Source organism: Kineobactrum salinum, assembly GCF_010669285.1.
Taxonomy (GTDB): Bacteria; Pseudomonadota; Gammaproteobacteria; order Pseudomonadales; family Halieaceae; genus Kineobactrum; species Kineobactrum salinum.
Map to the genome: position 1 here is coordinate 2,845,319 of NZ_CP048711.1, position 18,785 is coordinate 2,864,103.

At 59.1% G+C, this 18,785-nt stretch carries 11 protein-coding genes and 1 pseudogene; 5 read left to right on the top strand and 7 right to left on the bottom strand.

Annotation, left to right across the window (positions count from 1 at the left end):
- Positions 1 to 348: 348 nt before the first annotated feature.
- The 4 genes and pseudogenes from G3T16_RS12480 to G3T16_RS12500 all read left to right on the top strand — a co-directional run bounded on the left by G3T16_RS12480 (position 349) and on the right by G3T16_RS12500 (position 7,085).
- Positions 349 to 2,286, top strand: coding sequence for a TonB-dependent receptor domain-containing protein (locus tag G3T16_RS12480; protein WP_163495541.1), 1,938 nt, complete (start codon positions 349 to 351; stop codon positions 2,284 to 2,286).
- A gap of 405 nt (positions 2,287 to 2,691) precedes the next feature.
- A pseudogene (cobN, locus tag G3T16_RS12490) lies at positions 2,692 to 6,203 on the top strand (cobaltochelatase subunit CobN).
- A 25-nt stretch (positions 6,204 to 6,228) separates the two neighbouring features.
- Positions 6,229 to 6,723 (top strand): MotA/TolQ/ExbB proton channel family protein, encoded by a 495-nt coding sequence (locus G3T16_RS12495; protein ID WP_163495544.1) that lies wholly within the window; start codon positions 6,229 to 6,231, stop codon positions 6,721 to 6,723.
- Entirely contained in the window at positions 6,723 to 7,085 is a 363-nt protein-coding gene (locus G3T16_RS12500; protein WP_163495545.1) for a DUF2149 domain-containing protein, read from the top strand. The genes G3T16_RS12495 and G3T16_RS12500 overlap by 1 nt, the downstream gene beginning before the upstream one ends.
- Positions 7,086 to 7,128: 43 nt before the next feature.
- On the opposite strand, the gene G3T16_RS12505 is transcribed toward G3T16_RS12500, so the two are convergent.
- Positions 7,129 to 9,069, bottom strand: coding sequence for a winged helix-turn-helix domain-containing protein (locus G3T16_RS12505; protein ID WP_163495546.1), 1,941 nt, complete (start codon positions 9,067 to 9,069; stop codon positions 7,129 to 7,131).
- Between the two features lie 252 nt (positions 9,070 to 9,321).
- Between G3T16_RS12505 and G3T16_RS12510 the strand changes: the two genes are divergently transcribed.
- Positions 9,322 to 9,741: a cupin domain-containing protein gene (locus tag G3T16_RS12510; protein ID WP_197911661.1), complete on the top strand. Its 420-nt coding sequence runs from the start codon at positions 9,322 to 9,324 to the stop codon at positions 9,739 to 9,741.
- Between the two features lie 41 nt (positions 9,742 to 9,782).
- On the opposite strand, the gene G3T16_RS12515 is transcribed toward G3T16_RS12510, so the two are convergent.
- The 6 genes from G3T16_RS12515 to G3T16_RS12540 form a co-directional block, all read right to left on the bottom strand.
- Positions 9,783 to 11,513: a hydantoinase B/oxoprolinase family protein gene (locus G3T16_RS12515; RefSeq protein WP_163495548.1), complete on the bottom strand. Its 1,731-nt coding sequence runs from the start codon at positions 11,511 to 11,513 to the stop codon at positions 9,783 to 9,785.
- Between the two features lie 7 nt (positions 11,514 to 11,520).
- Positions 11,521 to 13,593 (bottom strand): hydantoinase/oxoprolinase family protein, encoded by a 2,073-nt coding sequence (locus G3T16_RS12520; RefSeq protein WP_163495549.1) that lies wholly within the window; start codon positions 13,591 to 13,593, stop codon positions 11,521 to 11,523.
- Positions 13,594 to 13,713: 120 nt separating this feature from the next.
- Positions 13,714 to 14,940 carry a metal-dependent hydrolase family protein gene (locus G3T16_RS12525; protein ID WP_163495550.1) on the bottom strand — a complete coding sequence of 409 codons (1,227 nt, stop codon included), beginning with the start codon at positions 14,938 to 14,940 and terminating at the stop codon, positions 13,714 to 13,716.
- 2 nt (positions 14,941 to 14,942) lie between these two features.
- Positions 14,943 to 15,713 (bottom strand): TonB-dependent receptor domain-containing protein, encoded by a 771-nt coding sequence (locus tag G3T16_RS12530; protein WP_163495551.1) that lies wholly within the window; start codon positions 15,711 to 15,713, stop codon positions 14,943 to 14,945.
- A 27-nt stretch (positions 15,714 to 15,740) separates the two neighbouring features.
- Positions 15,741 to 16,910, bottom strand: a complete 1,170-nt coding sequence (locus tag G3T16_RS12535) for an IS4 family transposase (protein ID WP_163494389.1) — start codon at positions 16,908 to 16,910, stop codon at positions 15,741 to 15,743.
- A gap of 125 nt (positions 16,911 to 17,035) precedes the next feature.
- On the bottom strand, positions 17,036 to 18,571 hold the full coding sequence (locus tag G3T16_RS12540; RefSeq protein ID WP_163495552.1) for a TonB-dependent receptor: 1,536 nt from the start codon (positions 18,569 to 18,571) through the stop codon (positions 17,036 to 17,038).
- Positions 18,572 to 18,785 lie beyond the last annotated feature (214 nt).

The following is an 18,785-nucleotide window of genomic DNA, read 5'->3' on the forward strand; positions in this document are numbered from 1 at the left end:
CTGGCCGCATCTTTGACTGACGCAGATTCTGCCTGAAGACTTCTGTTCTGAGGGCATAGACAATACCGCCACACCCCACGCCAAACCACGTGCCCTCCGAACTGTGTCGCCGGACACGGCAGGCCGAACGTCAGCCATGATGTTCGCACTGCCCGTTGGCGGCACCGCTTTCCGTATCCCCGGCAACGCGCTGTCTTGGTCCTGCCTCCCCTTTCGCCGTCAACACCGATGGCCTTTCCCGTCACTCCAGATATCAGAAGTTGATGGATTGAAAGATACGATATAGTATATCATTATTGTGGTCCCAGTTTTACGCCCCACCCGGCTGACAATTTCCTGGAGAACAATATGAAAATGCCCCTGGTCGTCACCATGCTGACGGCTTTTACTTCCCCTTTGGCACTGGCCCAAACTGACGAGGATACCCGCATGGAGGAGGTTGTGGTCAGTGCCTCGGCCACAACGCAGGTTCTGCGCGAGGCGCCGGCGGCGATGAGTGTGATCACCCGTGAACAGTTGCTGGAGCGGCCGGTGCGGGATGTGCTGGACGCGGTGCGCGAATCGGTCGGCGTTACTCTGAGCGGTGCCGGCTTTACCCGCCGCAGCATCAATATTCGTGGCATGGATGGCGGCCACACGCTGTTTCTGGTGGATGGCCGGCGGGTGAATGCCTCGGCCGATGTTATCGCCCATTCCGACTTCGAGCTGGGCTGGATTCCGCCGCAGGCGATAGCGCAGATCGAAATGGTGCGCGGGCCCATGTCGGCACTGTACGGTTCCGAGGCACTGGGCGGAGTGATCAACGTGATCACCCGGCCGGTGACTGACACCTGGAGCGGAAATATCACGCTGCTGCATGGCGAGCCGTCTGGCAGTGGTGGCGGAGAGCGGCAGACAGGTGCCTATGTAGCGGGCCCGCTGATTGAAGACCGCCTGGGCGTGCGGGCCTATCTGGATTACCAGAAGCGGGACAACACGCCCAGCGCAGCTGATCCGGCCCTGTCCGGCACCGAGGCGCGGCGTGCCGAGACCGGCGGCGCTACCTTTAGTTACACGCCGGCGCCGGAACATCGCATCGACCTGTCGTTGCAGCGCGCCGATGACCTGCGCCGCCGCGATGCCCGCACCGCCGGGCCGGCCCATCTGGCCCGGGACTATGTCTATCGGGATGATGTGAGGCGCCAGCAGATCGATGTGCACTATAACGGTGACTTTCAGTCCTTTGCCCTGGAGGCAGGCGCCTACCGTTCAACCCTGGAGCGGGAAAATCGCGGCAGCGACCTGCTGGCTCCGCCCTCGGAGCAGGAGCTGAGCAGCGATATCGTGGAAGGCCGGGTGCGCTTTGAGCGGGGTTCCCACAGGCTGCTGGCGGGCGGCGAATACCGGCATGAGACGCTGGATGATGGCTCCCTGATCACTACCGGATCCGAATCTGCCACCGTGCATTCCCTGTATCTGCAGGACAATATCGCCCTGCCGGTGGAAGATGTGACGCTGACCCTCGGATTGCGGGCGGATGATCACGAGCAGTTCGGTACTGAGTACAGCCCGCGTGCTTACCTGGTATGGCAGGTCAGTGATTCCCTGACTCTGCGCGGCGGCTATGGCGAGGGCTTCAAGGCGCCCACGCTGAAACAGCTGTCTCCCCAGTATTCTGCGTTTGGTGGCGGTGGCCGTTTCGAGATCACCGGTAACCCGCAGCTGCAGCCTGAAACCAGCCGCAGTGTCGAACTGGGCCTGTTGCACCAGGCCGGCCGGCTGCGCACGGAGGCCACCATCTATGAAAACCGCCTGCGCGACCTGGTGCAGACCGAGTGCTTCGTGAACTGCGGCCAGTTCGGGTTGGAACGGCGCCAGTATGTGAATGTGGCGGAAGCCCGCCTCCGCGGCTTTGAGTTCGCCTCCAGCGTGACACTGCCGCTGGGTTTTGATGCCGGGGTCAACTACAGCTATCTGGATGCCGTGGATCGGGAAAGCGATGAGCGCCTGCTGGAACGTCCGCGGCACTCAGCCACCGCACGTCTGGGCTGGAACCAGGGGCCGTGGTCGGCGCACCTGCGAGTGCAGCGTGTCGGCAGTCAGTTGAGAACCGTGGACAACGCGGTGGCAACGCTGCCCTACTACTCCCTGTGGCATCTCGGCGGCGCCTGGGAGGTGACTACCACGGTGACGCTGCGGGCGGGTATCGAGAACCTGACGGATGAACGTCTGAGCGAACGTTCGGAGTTGTTCACATACGATGAAAGGCGCCGCTATGCTTATTTTTCTGCCAACCTGAATTTCTGAGGCTGACAGCCTTCACTATACGCCACAGGTAATTTCATGTTCCGCATAACCTTGTATGGCCTGATGCTGGCGGTGCTCTGCTGGCCGGCCGCAGCCCAGGCGCAGAATGCCGTGCTGTTGACGTCGGATTTCGTACTGGAAGGCAAACTGCGCGCAGTGCAACAGGCCGCACTGGCCTCGGGTGTCGCCCTGCACTATTTTCATGCCGGCCATGCCGATACTGTCGCAGTGAGTAGCGCGCTGAACCAGGCTGATCTGGTACTCGTCGATGCACCGCGCGGCAATGACATGGCCGTCATCGAACAGCATTTTGGCGAACTGCTGCAGAGCCATGCCGGCGCCCGCCTGACCGTGGTCAGCAGCACGGTGCAGGCGCAGGCCCTGGCGGCAGAGCATGCCGAGACAATGGGGCGCTACTACCGGCACGGCACCCAGGTCAATTTCGACGGCCTGTTCCGCTACTGGGCTGTACGTGTGGCCGGCACCGCCAGCGGCGCGATACCGGCACCGGTGGAATTTCCTGAGCAGGGCATTTATCACCCGGATCTGCCGGAGCTTGTGGCGGAGAGTCCTGAGCGTTATTTACAGTGGCGCCGGGAAGCGGGGTTGCATACCGACAATGATGAGGGTGATGGTATCGCCAGAGGCATCGGCGTGCTGATGTCAAAAAGCCAGTTCACCGGTGACCAGACGCAATTGCTCAACGAGATCATTGCCCGCATGGAAGCGCGCGGCGCCGTCCCATGGGTGTTCTACTTCGACAGCAACGACGCCCAGGGAGTTACCCGCATGGTGCATTCGGGCGGCCAGACGCATGTTGATGTACTGATCAATCTGACACACCTGCAGGGCCTGGTGGAGCGTCCGCGGGAACTGGACGCGCTGGGCCTGCCACTGCTGCAGGGCTTTGTGTATCGAGAGGGCGGCGTCGCGGACTGGCGCGCCGACACTGCCGGCATTCCCATGCGCTCGGTACCGGTCTTCCTGGCCATGCCGGAGCAGATGGGGCGCAGGATGCGGTCGTCATCGCCGCCATTGAGAAGGGTGAACCGGTGGTCATCGATGAGCAGCTGGACCTGCTGCTGGATCGGGCGATGCGGCTTGTCACCTTGCGTCGCAAGGCGCCGGCATCCAAGAAAATCGCGCTGATGTACTGGAGCTATCCGCCCGGTGAGCGCGGGGTATCGGCCTCCAACCTGAATGTGCCGCGCTCACTGGCAATGCTGTTGCCGCAACTGGCGGCCGCCGGCTACCAGGTGGACGTCGCGACCGCGGCAACGCTGGAAGCGCAGTTACCCCAGCTGCTCGACCCCTGGCTGGGCCAGGTGCCACTGGCACAATGGACCGCGCAGCACCCGCAGTTCTGGGCGCCGGCTCCGCTGGCGGACTACAAGCGTTGGTTCGGCCAGCTGCCGGCGGCTGTGCGTGACAAGATCACGGCCCGGTGGGGAGAGCCGGAACAGGACGCCATGGTACTGGGCAGTGGTAAAGACGCCGCTATCGTGGTTCCCCGAATTGAATTCGGGCAACTGGTGATGCTGCCGCAGCCGGCGCGGATGCCTGCCGACAGTTCGCTGGCCAGCTATCACGATGGCGACTTACCCCCACCGCATGCCTATCTGGCGGCCTACTGGTTGCTGCGCGAGGATTTTGCCGCCGATGCGCTGATTCATTTCGGCACCCACGGCAACCAGGAATTCCTGCCCGGCAAGGAGCGCGGGCTGTCAGTGGATGATGCAGCCTGGCTGGCGCTTGGCGACCTGCCGGTCATCTATCCCTACATCACCGACAACATCGGCGAAGCGCTGCAGGCCAGGCGCCGCGGACAGGCCGTTACCATCAGCCACCAGACGCCGCCGTTCGCGCCTGCCGGCCTGCATGGCGAGCTGTTGCAGGTACATGACCTGCTGCATGAATGGCAATTGCTGGATGACGGCCCGGTGCGCTCCCGCACCGAAGCCGCCATTATCGCGAGCATCGCTGAAGGCACTCTGTACCGGGATCTCGGCTGGGAGAGGCAGCGCATTGAAGCCGATTTCCCGGCCTTCCAGCATGAGCTGCATCTGTACCTGCACGAGCTGGCGGTGGATGCCCAGCCTCTGGGCCTGCACGTATTCGGCAGCTTCCCCGACCCCGAGCACCGGGTCAGCACACTGATGCAAATGCTGGGCGAAGATCTCTATAACGCCCTGGACCTGGAGGATCCATCTGAACTGTTTGTCGATGACTACACCCAACTTACCGGGTCCGAACCCTACCGCTTTGTCTCACGCTTTGTGCTGGAGGGCGAAGTCCCACAGTTGCTCGCGGACGACACCTTGCGGGAACTGGCCGTACAGGCTGTGCAGTGGGATCGCGCCATGCTGGACAACAACGAAATCCGGCACCTGTTGGCGGCGCTGGCAGGCCGCTATATTCCGACGACAACCGGCGGCGACCCGATCCGCAATGCCGGCATTCTGCCCACCGGCCGCAATATCTTCGGCTTCGATCCCTCGCGCCTGCCCACCGAGCGCGCCTGGCAGGTGGGCCGGGAACTGGCGGACGAACTGATTGCCACGCACCTTGAAACGCATCAGGACTACCCGGAAAGCCTGGCCATTTCACTGTGGTCCTCCGAAGCCATGCGCCAGCAGGGCGTGATGGAAGCCCAGATGCTGCATCTGCTGGGACTGGAGCCGCGCTGGGACCGCGGTGGTCGTCTGGAGCAGCTGGTGATAGTGCCCGCAGAAACACTGGGCCGGCCGCGGGTGGACGTCGTGGCCTCGATTACCGGTATTTACCGCGACCAGTTCCCGCACTTCATCGAGCACCTGGCCCATGCCCTGACCGAACTGGCTGCACTGGATGAGCCCGCCAACCCGGTGTCCCGGCATGTGCAAATGCTGACGCAAAAACTGGTCGGCAGTGGCACCGACCCGGTGCGGGCCAGGCAGCTCGCAACCATACGGGTATTTTCGTCCGCCAGTGGCAGCTACGGCACCGGCGTGCCGGACGGGGTGCTGGACACCGAGGGCTGGGATCACGATGAGGAACTGGCCCAGGCCTATCTGGCGCGCATGCAATATGGCTACGGCGCCGGGGACGGTATGTGGGCTGTCAGCCTGGAGGATGTCAATCTGTACGCAGAAAACCTGGGCCGCGTGCAGGGCGCGATACTGGGCCGTTCCTCGAATCTGCACGGGCTGCTATCCACCGATCACCCCTTTGAGTATCTGGGTGGTATTGCCATGGCGGTACGCAGCCTGAGCGGCACTACCCCGGCGCTCTACATCAGCAACCTGCGTACGGCCGGTGGTGAGCGCAATGTCAGCGCCGCGCGCTTCCTGGCGGGGGAACTGCGCAGCCGCTATCAGCACCCGGGCTGGATCAGCGCGATGCAGGATGAAGGCTACGCCGGCACCCTGGAGCTGCTCAATGTGGTGAACAATTTCTATGGCTGGCAGGTCACCGACCCCTCGATGGTGCGCGATGACCAGTGGCAGGCCTTTCATGAGGTCTACCTGCAGGACAGTCTCGGCCTTGGCCTGCAGGCATGGTTTGAGGAACACAACGAAAACGCGATGCAGCGCATTGTAGAGCGCATGCTGGATGCCGTGCGCCGCGACTATTGGCAGGCGGACGCTGCCACCGTGCAGGATCTGGTGGAACGGCATCGCGAACTGGCCGGTAGCGATGGCGCCGGCGGCAAGCTTGGCGAATATATCGAAACGTTGTCCGCCGGGTTTGGCATGGAGACCGCCGGCGCTGGAGGCGCGCAATCCGTTACCGGCCAGCGTCTGACCCAGGTGGACAGCCAGTCGGCCGCAGCGGTGCCGGATCCGCGGCCCTGGCTCGCCTCCCTCGCACTGTTGTTGATGCTGGGTGCAGGCGCATTGCGTCAGGGGTGGCGGCTACGCCACCTGTCCGGCCGTTAATCCTTACTATTTACAGGAGTCCTCGATGAATTTTCTGGAACTTACGATGTACGAGGTGGCCCGGTTGTTCCTGGTGCCGGTACTGCTAATTATTTCCGGCCTGTTTGTGTTTGCATTTGTGTCTCTGGGCGGCTTTGTAGTGGAAGTGGTTCAGCGCCGCAACGTCCGGCGCAGGGCCGCGTTGTGCCCCCTCCGCCAGTATCTGACCCGCGACGACAGTCACTCGGGAGTGAGCTCGGAATCCCTGCAACTGAAAATCCTGCAACTACTGGAACCGCTGCGTGTGACTACCCGCATCGCGCCCATGCTGGGCCTGGTCGCAACCATGATACCACTGGCGCCTGCCCTGCTGGCGTTGGGTGATGGCGACCTGGCACAGGTTGGCGAGAATCTGGTGGTGGCCTTTGCCGCGGTAATTATCGCGTTGATCGCGGCGTCCATCACCTTCCTGATCCTCACCGTGCGGCGGCGCTGGCTGTTGGATGCGCTGCACACCCTTGAACGTGAAGGGGTGGTGTGATGAGCACGGCAATAAAAAGTAGCGTTCGCCCGAGTGGTGAATCGGTATTGAACCGCCGCTTCCTCGACCTGGATGAGGACGACGACCCGATTCTGTCAGTGGTAAATGTGATCGATGTGTTTCTGGTGATTATTGCGGTATTGCTGGTGATAGTGGCCTCCAATCCGCTTAATCCGTTTGCCGAAGACCGGGTGGTCGTGGTCACCAACCCCGGCGAAGACAACATGCAAATGATCATCAAGGATGGGCAGGAACTGACCCGCTATGAAAGCTCCGAGGAGATAGGTGAAGGCCAGGGCGTGCTGGCCGGCACTGCCTATCGCTTGCCTGATGGTTCCTTTGTTTATGTACCGGAGGAATAGGGCGCAATAGAGCCGCGGCTCGGGACCTGTGCCCGGCGTCGCGCTAGGCCTGCGACCGCAAGCGGTAACCCACACCGGTTACGGTCTCTACCCGCCCGGCATGGCACCCCAGTTTGCGCCGCAGGCTGCGCACCACCGTGTCCACCACATTGCTGCCGCCAAAGTACTCGGTATCCCAGACGTTGCGCAGCAGGTCGGTTCGTGACACCGCCTGCCCCTGCCGGTTGCTGAGGTACTGGATAACCCCGAATTCCAAAGGCGTCAGCGCCACCCGGGTGCCGTCTACCACCAGCTCCCGGGCGTCAGCGTCCAGCAGGGAGCTCTGCTCTATACCCAGCTCTGCTGCCGCCAGCGTGGCCAGCCAGCCGTCCACAGAATCCGGACCCAAATCCAGCACCGCGCTGGAAAAGACCGCGCCGTCGAGTTGCTGTTCCCAGCCATCCAGCACCTCGAAGCCCAGGCGTGTGGCTACCGGTGCATAGGCGGCCAGATCCTTGACCGTCAGATAGACCCGCCGCAACTGCGGACGCTGTTCCATATAGGTGCGCTTCAGGTCCAGCCAGACAGCTGCCTGGACCTCCGAGGGGGCCTCACCGTCTGCAGCACCAAGCCAGCGCCGGCAGAAGAGCGCCTGTTGCCTCGCGGGCAGGGGATGCTGTTCCAGGTGCCGGCACCACGCGGCGGTAATGGGGTCCTCCTCGAGCCAGCCGGGCTCCACCTGATCGCTGAGAAATTTACAGCACAGCCCCTGTACCCCTCCATCGCGGCCGTGGACCACGGTAAAGGTATCGGGCCGTCGCCGCCACCATCGCTGCAGATGAGCCGACGCATCGGCACCTTCCCGGCTTTCGATAATCTCCGCAATGGCGTCGCCGTCATCGCTGGTCGCCGGTTCCACGGCCAGGCTTCGAGTCCCACTGGGGAAAAAGGCCTCGCGCACCGTCGGGTTTTCAATGAGGTAGAGCATGTCGGCGGTATAGCGCCAGAGCTCATCCCGGCCGGCGGCCCGCATTTCCTCCCGGAGCTGCAGCCAGGCGGCCTTGCGGTAGTTGAGGAACCCGCTGGGGTCCCGTGCCCGCAGGGAGCGGGCGATGGCTTCGCGCACCGAATCGTGAATGAGCAGTCCATCATCGGCCGGGTCTACAAATGGCAGGCTGCTCAGCCGGTCATAGGTGTCGCGTGGCGCCCGGTCAGGCAGCAGAGCCTGAAGCAGGGAGACGGTGATGCGGCGGACCACGGCGCAGGCTTCGAGTGCGCGGCGGGTGACCGGGTCCCGGACGTCGGTCAGATACATGGCAGTGAGTTCTTCCAGAGCCTGCTGCAGAGTGATCTCATCGAAGACGAGATCGGGCCGTTCGACATAGGCCGAGGCCGCCAGTTGCAGGGCCAGCGGATGGCCGTGGGTGACCCGGGCGATCCGTGTGGCGGCCCTGTCCGGTACACCGGCGTACTTCAGAAGGTCCACGGCCTCTGCATCTTCCAGAGGCCCCAGCGCCAGGGCGTGAAAGCGCACCCCGGGCAGGGTTCGCCAGGCGGTCAGGGGCCGCTCCCGGCCGAGGCAGAGCAGGCGGACGTTGGCGGGCAGCGCCGCGACCAGCGTCCGGCGCAGCCAGGAATCCATCAGGTGGTAGACTTCGTAAGTGTCGAGCACCAATACGACCCGGGTGCCCAACTCGCCCAGGCGACGACTCGCCTGGCGAACATCTCCGGTCTGCCCGCCGATGGCCGGGCCCAGTTCCTGCAGAAAGCCCTCGGCGGTGGGCTCCATGGCACGGCAGTCGAGCACGACGAAGGTCGCCCCCGCCGCCCGGGCCTGACCGGCGAACACGGCCAGCAGCCGGCTCTTGCCGATACCCGCAATGCCGTAAACGTGCATGGCGCCGGGGCCATCCGGCTCAAGCAGCGAGTGCAGAACCTCCAGTTCGGCGTCCCGGCCGACGAATACCGGGTCGATCGACTGTAATAACTTGTGTTTCCGCCGCATATCCACCTCCTGCGGTTCGCCCAATGGTACCGCGCCAGGCGCATGATTACAGGGGGCGGCGGATTCTCATGATATTCTCATGCCCTTATCATTCCCGGCGCACGGGTTCAGCGTATAGTGGTTCCTGCCAACGGCGACCAACGCAAACCGATATAGGGAGGAATGACGATGAGGTTTGTAACACGACCGCAAAGGGCGAAAACCGGTGAGATGCCTGCGTTTCGGTCCGCGGTTTCCCGAGGCCGGATATGGGTGGCAGCAGTCCTGCTATTACTGGCCGTTCCAGGTTTCGCCGAAGACGAGCAAGCCTTCGTTCGGGCATATGACAGTGCGGCGATAGAGTGGGGCGCCTGCCCGGCGTTCATGCCCGAATCCTGCGGCCTGGCGATATTGCAGGGGGATCCGGCGAAAAACAACACCGATGTGCTGTTCCGACTGCGCGCTGGTACCACGGCGCCGCACCACCGACACACATCGGCCGAGCGAATGGTGTTGCTTGCCGGCAAAATGCGGGTGGATTACGACGGTCAGGCGGCGGTGGTGCTGAAGCCCGGCAACTATGCCTACGGGCCGCCGAAGCTGGCTCATACGGCCACCTGCGAGTCGAGGGAAGACTGTATGCTGTTTATTTCCTTTGACCAGCCCGTGGACGCCACGGCAGTGGATCAATAAAACCCGTGGTACCCGATGGAGGCGCTGTACCCCGCCCGGTGTTAACTGATTCCAATCGGCTCAGAACGCCACGACCCGTTTTCCTCCCATACCCGGATACCGTAAAGTTCTTCGGCCTGCCATACATCCAGGTACTGATTTCTGACATCGCTAATAACGCGCTGTGGATCGCGCTCGGATCGCTGGCCCCAGCCACCGCCTCCGCCGCTTCTAACACTGATGAGATCATTCCGGGAAAACGGACCGTAATTCGAAACCCGTTCGCGCAACACTTTTTCCTTATCAGTTCGCGGCCAACAGACAAACTCGTTGGGCTCGCCGTCCTCTCCGCCAAACAAGCCGCGTGCAGTGGTATTGTGGGAATTGTCGGTGCCTATCAGTAGATAGACGCCGTCCTCCAATACTCGGTAGTCCTTGCGCAGACCACAGCCGCCGCGGTATTTCCCCCATCCGGCGGCCTCGGGAAGCAATTCATAGCGTTCGACCCGCAGCGGATAACGATTTTCCAGCACTTCAGTCGGCAGGTTGGGCACATCGCCATTGCCGATAAACATCATCGTTGGACCATCATCGTGGGGCAGCGCCCCGTTCCCGCCGACCAGCGGTTCCATCAACACAAAAGGTTCCCCATATTTCGGATCGGTGCGCATTATCCCGATGCCGCAGAGTTGGTAACCGCCGGCGGGGCACCTCTCTCTCACAATCCCCGAGAAAATACGCAATACTGATTCGAACAGACACTCCGCAACAAACGCATAGCAATCCACCGGCGTGGGACGCTGCGGACTTACCATCAGTCCATCCGGAATGGTGAAGGTCAACGCTTTGGTGTGCCCTTCATTGGAGGCGTCATCGGGCAGCAAAATGCTTTTCATCACGGCGCTGATCTCGGCCTCGGCGCCAATCTTGGGGAGGTTCAGCGGGCCGTTGTTGGCGGCGCTGGTGCCGTCGAAACCGATAGTGATTTCATCGCCGACAATTGTCACCTGTAGACATAACTCCGGATTCTCGCTGCTGACATCGGGTCCGGCATCCAGCAGGATGGAAGAGGTATAACTGCCGTCGTCAAGTTCGCGAATCATTCTGCGCATCGCCTGGTCGGTGCGCTGAATAACCTGGCTCATTGCTGCAGTAACTGTTTGCGGCGAGTATCTTGCGCACAGGGCCTTCACCCGTAGTACACCCTGCCTGCAAGCGGCAATCTGTGCGTTCATATCACCCATGGCAATCAGTGGTATGCGCACATTGCTTTTGACAATATCCATCAGATCCTGATTTTTCAGGCCGGCACTATAGAGTTTCTGATGTTGGAAACAAAGTCCTTCCTGATAGATGTCCTTGGAAAACGGGCAGACACCTCCCGAGGTAATGCCGCCAAGATCGATCCAGTGCGCGGTCGAGGCGGCAAAGGCGATCAACTGAGTATCGTGAAAAATCGGGATATAAATGGTGGTGTCTGCAAGATGAGTGCCGGTTTCATAAGGATCGTTGACTATCAGCACATCCCCGTCACGAAATCCGTCGGCGCCATGCTTATTCAACCCATTGCGAATCGTGCTGGGCAATGATCGGCCGAAAATCACGCACCCCGGCGCCTCGGACCACAGTTCACCTTCGGCCGAGATCAATGCCATGCCAAAATCCTTGATATCGTAAAGCACTGGGTTGAATGCGGTCCGTACCAGTGTCTTCGCCATTTCTTCACTGGCGGCGACCAGTCCGGAGCGAATAATTTCCGTCGTGATTATATCGATTTCTGCGACTGTATTCATCTTGCCCCTACACGTCTATTTTCTGTACAAGGATATTGCCGGCTGTATCGGTCATCGCATGCCAGCCCGGCGGAACGAGAACCGACGTTGACCATTCCTCGATAACCGCAGGTCCGTCGAGACCTGCGCCCGCTGCGATGTCATCGCGCTCGTAGATTGCCGCATCAAGGAACGTGTTTCGCCCGGTAAAGAAGACTTTGCGCAGTCCCCGCTGCTCAAATTCCGGTGTGCCGCCGGTCCAGGCAGCCGGAGCGGGTTTACTGATTCTGCCAATGGCGCGGCAACGGGTTACTACCAATTCCATGGGGGCGTCGGCGTCGCCGTGTCCATACTGCCGCTGGTGAGCTTCGGTAAACCGTTGGCGGATGTTCTGCATAAATTGCGCCTCGTTCTCCAGCCATGCTTCCTGCAACTGCACCCCGATGGTGTAGTCCTGGCCGGCGTAGCGCATGTCGATCCGATACAGATGATCGATGCTTTCGAGTGAAAAACCGTATGCGGCGATAATCGGGGTGGTTCGCTGGGCCAATTCACGCAACGAAGCCTGAATGGCAGGGAACTCCGCTTCAACGAATTCCCGCACAAAGGTCTGTGAGGCATCTTCCATGTAATCTGACATCATCAATCCCCAGGCAGAAAAGTTGGACGCGAAACGCGGTACGATCACTGTCCGGATATCGAGCTCTTCCGCCATGCGCAGCGCAAATAAACCGCCGCCACCACCGTAGGCCATCAGGACAAAGTCGCGTGGGTCCAGACCACGTTCCACTGTCATGTAACGTATCGCGTTACTCATATTGGCTTCAACGATAGCCAGCACGCCGGCGGCGACCTGTTCTACCGGCAGGTCCAGCGGTTGCGCCAGCTTGGTCCGAATAGCCTCGCGCGCCCTTTCGACATCCAGTGAAATCTGCGCGCCCAGCAATTTATTTGCGTCGAAATAACCCAGCACCAGTTGGCAGTCCGTTACCGTTGGTTCAGTGCCGCCAAAGCCGAAACATGCCGGACCGGGTCTTGCGCCGGTACTCTGCGGGCCGACCACTATACTGCCACGGTGATCGATTCTCGCAATCGAGCCGCCTCCCGCCCCGATCGACTTGATGTCGATACTCGCTGCCAGGATAGGCCGTTGTGCCACTTCCGTACTGGTCACTTCAACAACTTCACCCTGTTCGATCAGCGCGACATCAAAAGTCGTTCCGCCGACATCCGCGCAAATCACATTGGAAAAGCCCAGTTCACCGCACAGCTTGCGGGCCCCAACGACACCACCAGAGGGGCCGGACATCAGCGTATATACAGGTTTACTGGAAGCGACCTCGGGAGAACAGACGCCGCCACTGGATTGCATTACCGCCACGGGCTTCTGGTAGCCCTGGTGTGCCAGTTCATTGACCAGTGTCGTAAGATAATCGTTCACGGGCGGTTGAATGTGGCAGTTCAACACGGTGGTCGATGTGCGCTCATACTCGCGCCACTCAGAGGCGATCTCGTGGGACGCGCTAGTGGCGAGCTGCGGATATTTCCCGTTTATATGAGCTCTTGCCTGCTGTTCATGCAGAGGATTTCTGTATGCGTGCAAAAAGCATATGGCAATGGCTTGTACTCCGGCAGCAATCAGATAATCCAGCTCGCTATCCAGCGCATCCAGGTCGATGGGGAGAAGAATGTTTCCCTGTGCGTCAATCCGCTCGTCTACTTCACGACGCAAATGGCGCTCCACCAGTGGCGGCGGCTCACGATAGAAAAGATTATATACCTGCTTGCGGCCGCCCCGGCCTATCTCCAACACATCGCGGAAGCCGCGCGTGGTGAGCAGCCCGACCGGCACGCCCTGTCCTTCCACCAGAGCGTTCAGGGAAACCGTCATGCCGTGGAGTAATTGATCGATGGTGCCTACGTCGCTGACAGTTCGCTCAAGTCCCTCCAGCACAGCCGTGGTTAGTTCGGCGGAGGCGACCGGCTGTTTATCCACGCGAATGTCCCCCGATTTCTCATCGAGTACGACATAGTCGATAAATGTGCCACCCACATCGATTGCCACCCGCAGATGCGGCACTTGTTCTGGATTTGACTTCACCTGCTACCTCCCACCAGGGACTGAAAATCAGTGCCTGATCTGTGTTTCGGCCAATAGTTGTCATTGCACGTATATTGCTGCATCAAGTCATCCTGCTTGCGATCAGTGTGAAAGGATTGTTCAGAGTTCGTTGCGGATCAGGCTGCCGGCCTTCATGATCAGCGGCATATTTTTACCGGGATCGGAAAACTGGGAGAGATCATCCAGAGGATTGCGCCGCAGTAAAATTAGATCCGCATAGGCACCGGCGCTGACAGTGCCAAGTAAACCGTCCTTTTGAAGGATGGCCGCATTCACCGATGTCGCCGATCTGAGTACGTCAATGGGCTTCTGCACTTCACCCCGCAGGCTGAGTTCGCCCCCTTGGAGTGAATAGAATTTTTCTCCAACCAGATCAGTGCCCAGGCCGATCTTGACTCCTGCTTCAGCACAACGCTCGATCGAACGGAGCGATTGTTCGAAGAGCCCGTCTATCTTTTCCACGCTGCCCGACGGTAGATTGAGTGTGGGCCCGTGGTCGCGCAAGGTTTTCAGAATCGTAAGCGTGGGTACCACATAGGCGCCCTTTTCTGCTATTAAGGCGGCGGTGGGGGCCGAAATTTCCGTTGCGTGTTCAATGGTGCGGACGCCGTACTCGACACACCGTCTGGCGCTGTCATCCGTATGGCAATGAGCCATCACGTAGGTGCGTCTGGTGGCTGCCTCTTCCACCGCGGCCCGTATTTCCGCTTCGGTGAACTGCGGCATCCAGATCGGATCGCTTGGGGAGATCACCCCGCCCGAAACAAAGATTTTGATCTGGTGTGCGCCCCTGCGCAGTTCTTCGCGTACCGCCTTGCGCATTTCCGTTTCGCCATCGACGATCACTTCCAATTTTCCCGACAGCGAGCAGCTACAGGCGCTGGTTTCGCCCTTGCCGCGGAGATCGCCGTGTCCGCCAGTCTGGCTGATCACCCGCCCGGAATAGAATAGGCGTGGACCGGCAATAAGTCCCTTGGCCAGCGCCATTTCGAGGCCGGCATCGGCTCCGCCTGCATCCCTGACGGTGGTGAATCCCGCTTCGAGGCTCCGTTCCAGAAACTGATGCGCATGGCAGGCCATTAGCGACCAGGGCATTTTTTCCATGGCAGCGACATTAAATGTCGACATATAGGCGTGATAGTGTGCATCGATCAGCCCCGGCATCAAAAACATGCCCTTGCAGTCAACAGATTGTGCGCGTTCAAGCCGCTTCCCCGATTGAGAGACTTCCTTGATCACATCTCCCTCTATGATCACCGAGCCTCCCTCAATCAGTTGCGCGCTGCTTCCGTCGAAAATCGTGCAGTTGCTCAGTTGTATAAGCATGACTAGTGGCCGCCGAAAGTGAAACGCAGACCCACCGTACGCGGTCGCGCTATTTGCCGGGTAGCCATTTCCTGCGGGAAGTATGGGGTAAACAACCCTGTCGTTGCCCCTTCCTCGTTGCTTAGATTATCGATAAATAATGAGACGTCCCAGCTATCACGTCGGTAGGTGACAGCGCCATTGAGCATACCGAAGCCGGCGATCCTCGCATAATTGAAATCCACTGGATTAAAAGCATTGACGGTTTTGCTGCGGTAGGACCCATTAAGGCGGAATATCAATTCGCTGGCGTTATCGACCGATAGCGTATAGTCGATCATGGCGGTAATCATATGTTTGGGAGTGCCTGGTAACGGGTCACCGGACGATACCCGGGTGGCGGGATCGCCCGGCGATATGAGGAAGTCCTCGGTCACTTCGGCATCGGTGTAGGTATAGCCAAGACTGATGCGAGCGTGCGAACCCAAGTAGCCCATTAACTCTGACTCCACGCCGACTGACCGTGCTTCTTCGCCATTGCCGACAAAAAGATTCTTATTGACAGGCTCGGTACCCGAGAACTGAAACCCCTCCCAGTCAATATAGAATCCGGCAATTGAGTAGGTCGCAAAATTCTTGATGGCACCCTTGAAACCGACTTCCCAGTTTGTTGCCGTGTCGGGCTCATAGGTGAGCAGATTTGGGTCGGCGCCGAGATTGACATAGATGGCGTTGGCTCCACCCCGGCGGAATCCTTCCGCCCAAGTAAAGTACAGCTTGGTATCATCATTCAATTCATAACTGGTGTCACTACTGTCCGGTTAATTATGGAACAAATTCAGTTGGTTAGAAATCATGTCATCCTCCAGGATCTGTTTGGTGTCGAGAAAGTCCTTGTTTAAAGGGATATTTTCGAACAGGGTGATGGAAAATACCTGTAATAGAGTGTAGAGCGAAGGCTGCAAATCGAGGCGCTTTTTGATGATAGCGACGAGCACATATACCGACACAGCGGTCCAGATTTGCACCTTCACCGCGTTCTCCGATGTGCCGTAGAACTTCTTGATCCGGAGATGTTGCTTGATCCATTTGAAAAATAACTCGACTTGCCAGCGGGCCTTGTACAGCTCGCAGATGGTTATTGGTGGAGGACCGAACAAGTTGGTCAGGAAAATGAGTGTTTTCTCTGTCTCTGGATCTTTGAAGCGAATCCGACGCAGATGGTGGGGATAATGTTTGTGGCTGTAGAATCCCGACAGCGCCACCGTCTGATCGCAGATAATGCCCTGCGTCCGGTCGCTCGGAGCAGAGTAGATCCGCCGCAGGTCGGTATTCGATTTGGCGCGGGTGACAAAGAACGCTCCGGCGTCGTGCAACCCAAAGAGCCGTTCGAAATCGAGGTAAGCACGATCCATTACGTAGATTGCTGCCGGCTCCGGAATCAGCAGGTCGAGCACGTTGACATCGTGCATCTTGCCGTCGGAAACATGTATAAAACTCGGGATATTTCCGCGCAGGTCCAGCAGCGTGTGCATTTTGACCGCTGCCTTGGTGCTTCGAAATGGTGCCCACGGAAACAGCGAAAGGCAGAGGTCGATGGTTGTCGAGTCGAGCGCGTAAACCGTGTTCGACAGATCGAGCCCCAGGTCTTCTTCGGCGTAGAGCTTGCGGGCCTGTGCAATCAGCCGTTGCGCAAACTCGGCGTAGATTCTCCAGTCTCTCCGCTCGTTGGCATCGGCCAGCGTAGAGCGCTTGATCGGCGAACGAATGCCCATGTGGTAGAGCTTGGCCGATTGCGCCGAAAGACACGCTTCTATATCGCGCAGGCTTTCCCGGTAGGTCAGTTGCGCAAATGCCAGCACACGAAAATGTTCGGTGCACGGCAGCGTGCGTACACGACGATTTCCTGCATACCGATCGACGATTCGCGTGAACGTAGTCCATGGCAGGAAGTCCATCAACTGCGCAAACAGAGTTTTGCCGGTGTACATGGGGAGTCCTCTGGGAATAGATTCCCGGAAGGTCACCTGAAAGCGCAGTCGCGCTCAAGTCGACACCACAAATATTTGGCGAAAAAATTAGCCTATTCATACAGTTACGTGAATCATGGACTTAGTTAACCGGACAGTAGTGAACTGGTGTTGAACTTGAATATCTGATCGGATACCGAATCATCCAGGGAAAATGAGTTGGTGAGAAAGTCGGGGTCCGCCACGCCAGAATCAAGCGTTGTCATGATCGCCGATGCCGAGGGAACTGCCAGGGTCTTGATACCGTCCGTTTGTTGCCGAAATGCACGCGCACCCACGGTCGCCTGCCAGCGTTCGGTAATGTGCCAGGTCAATTCACCAAACAAGGCCTTGTCCTTGAAGTCCCTGTCCATTTGTGATCTGAGCTGAGGAAGACCCTGAGCGCCCAAAGGCATACCCAGGAAAGCATCGGCCCAATCGGCAAAGCCAGGGACATGGTCGGCGAGATCGTAGTCGGTATCGCGCTGCATATAGTAACCGCCGACCACCCAGTCAAAACGCTTGCCGGGATTTGACACCAGGCGGACTTCCTGGACGAAGGCGCTCTGATCGTAGATGCCATAGCCCGGTCCTCCACTCGGGTCGGCCGAGCCTCGATAGGCAATGATCCGCGGGAAACCCATAAAGTTACCCGCCAGCAGGGAGCTGTACAGATTGGTTGAATCAGCAAACAGGTCGGTGTCGATTTGATAATACGCTGAAGCTGACGTCAACTGGCCTATTGCCGTATCGATACCAACATCCAGACTTAATAGGTTCAGAGTGCTCTCCTGCGGCTCCTCGTAGGGCATTGATACTTCATAGCGATCATTTGCGGGAGAGCCAGGGTTGTGTACCTGTCTGCCGTGACTCTCGATATTCTGATAGTGATAAGCCAGGTCGACATCCACCGTTTCACCCGCGCCCCACCACAATGACATCCTGCCGTAACTGGTATCCGTTTCGTTCAGGTCCTCTACCTTTTTGGTTTCAATTCCACTGCCCAGAAAGTCCGCGGGATTAGACAATATCGGCTCACCTGCCGCATCCAGTCTGGCTACACCGTTGTTATCGATGAAGCCGCTTTCACGTATATGTCCGAATGACCCACGCAAAGCCAGATTTTCTGCAAGCGGAATGTTGACAATGGCGTTGCCCTCGTAGCCCGGCTCATCGGCTGCCTTGGTGAGTGAGGTGGCGCCGCTCAGTTCATAGGTAAATCCCGCAGCGGGGTCAGGTTTCTCCGGAATGAAGCGAATGGTGCCGCCGACGGCGCCGGAACCGTACAGGGTACCCTGTGGCCCGCGTAGAATTTCGACCCGTTCGATATCCTTGATAACCAATGGAAAGAACAACGGCGTTTCGCCCAAATACGTGGAAACACTGGCCTCAATAGTATCCGGCTCATCATTGGCAGAAGCCAATTGTGTTCCGCGCAAGCCACGGATGATAAATCCATTGTTGTTCGCGCCCGGGCGCGACCCCTCGTCAATATAGGCGATACCGGGCGCGATATGCGCAATGTCGGAAAGACTGCCGACGCCAAGCCTTTTCAGATAGTCCGCGGAGTAGGCTGAGATGTTGTAGGGTACATCCTGGACCGATTCCTGACGCCGCGTCGCGGTAACGGTGACTTCCTCCAAGGCCATTTCAGCAGTAGCAACGGTAGTGTTAAACAGTAGTGGAAGGCCCAAGCTGAGAGCGCACACAGTATGTCTGACGTGAGCAACTGGTATCATTTCTGTTTCCCCGCAATCTAGAGTTGGTACCCAGGAGTATGTTCTTGTGGTGTTGTCGCCACCATAATGTCAGAACAACCTGCAAACAATGAGAACGAAGGAGGGGGAGGGTAGCTAT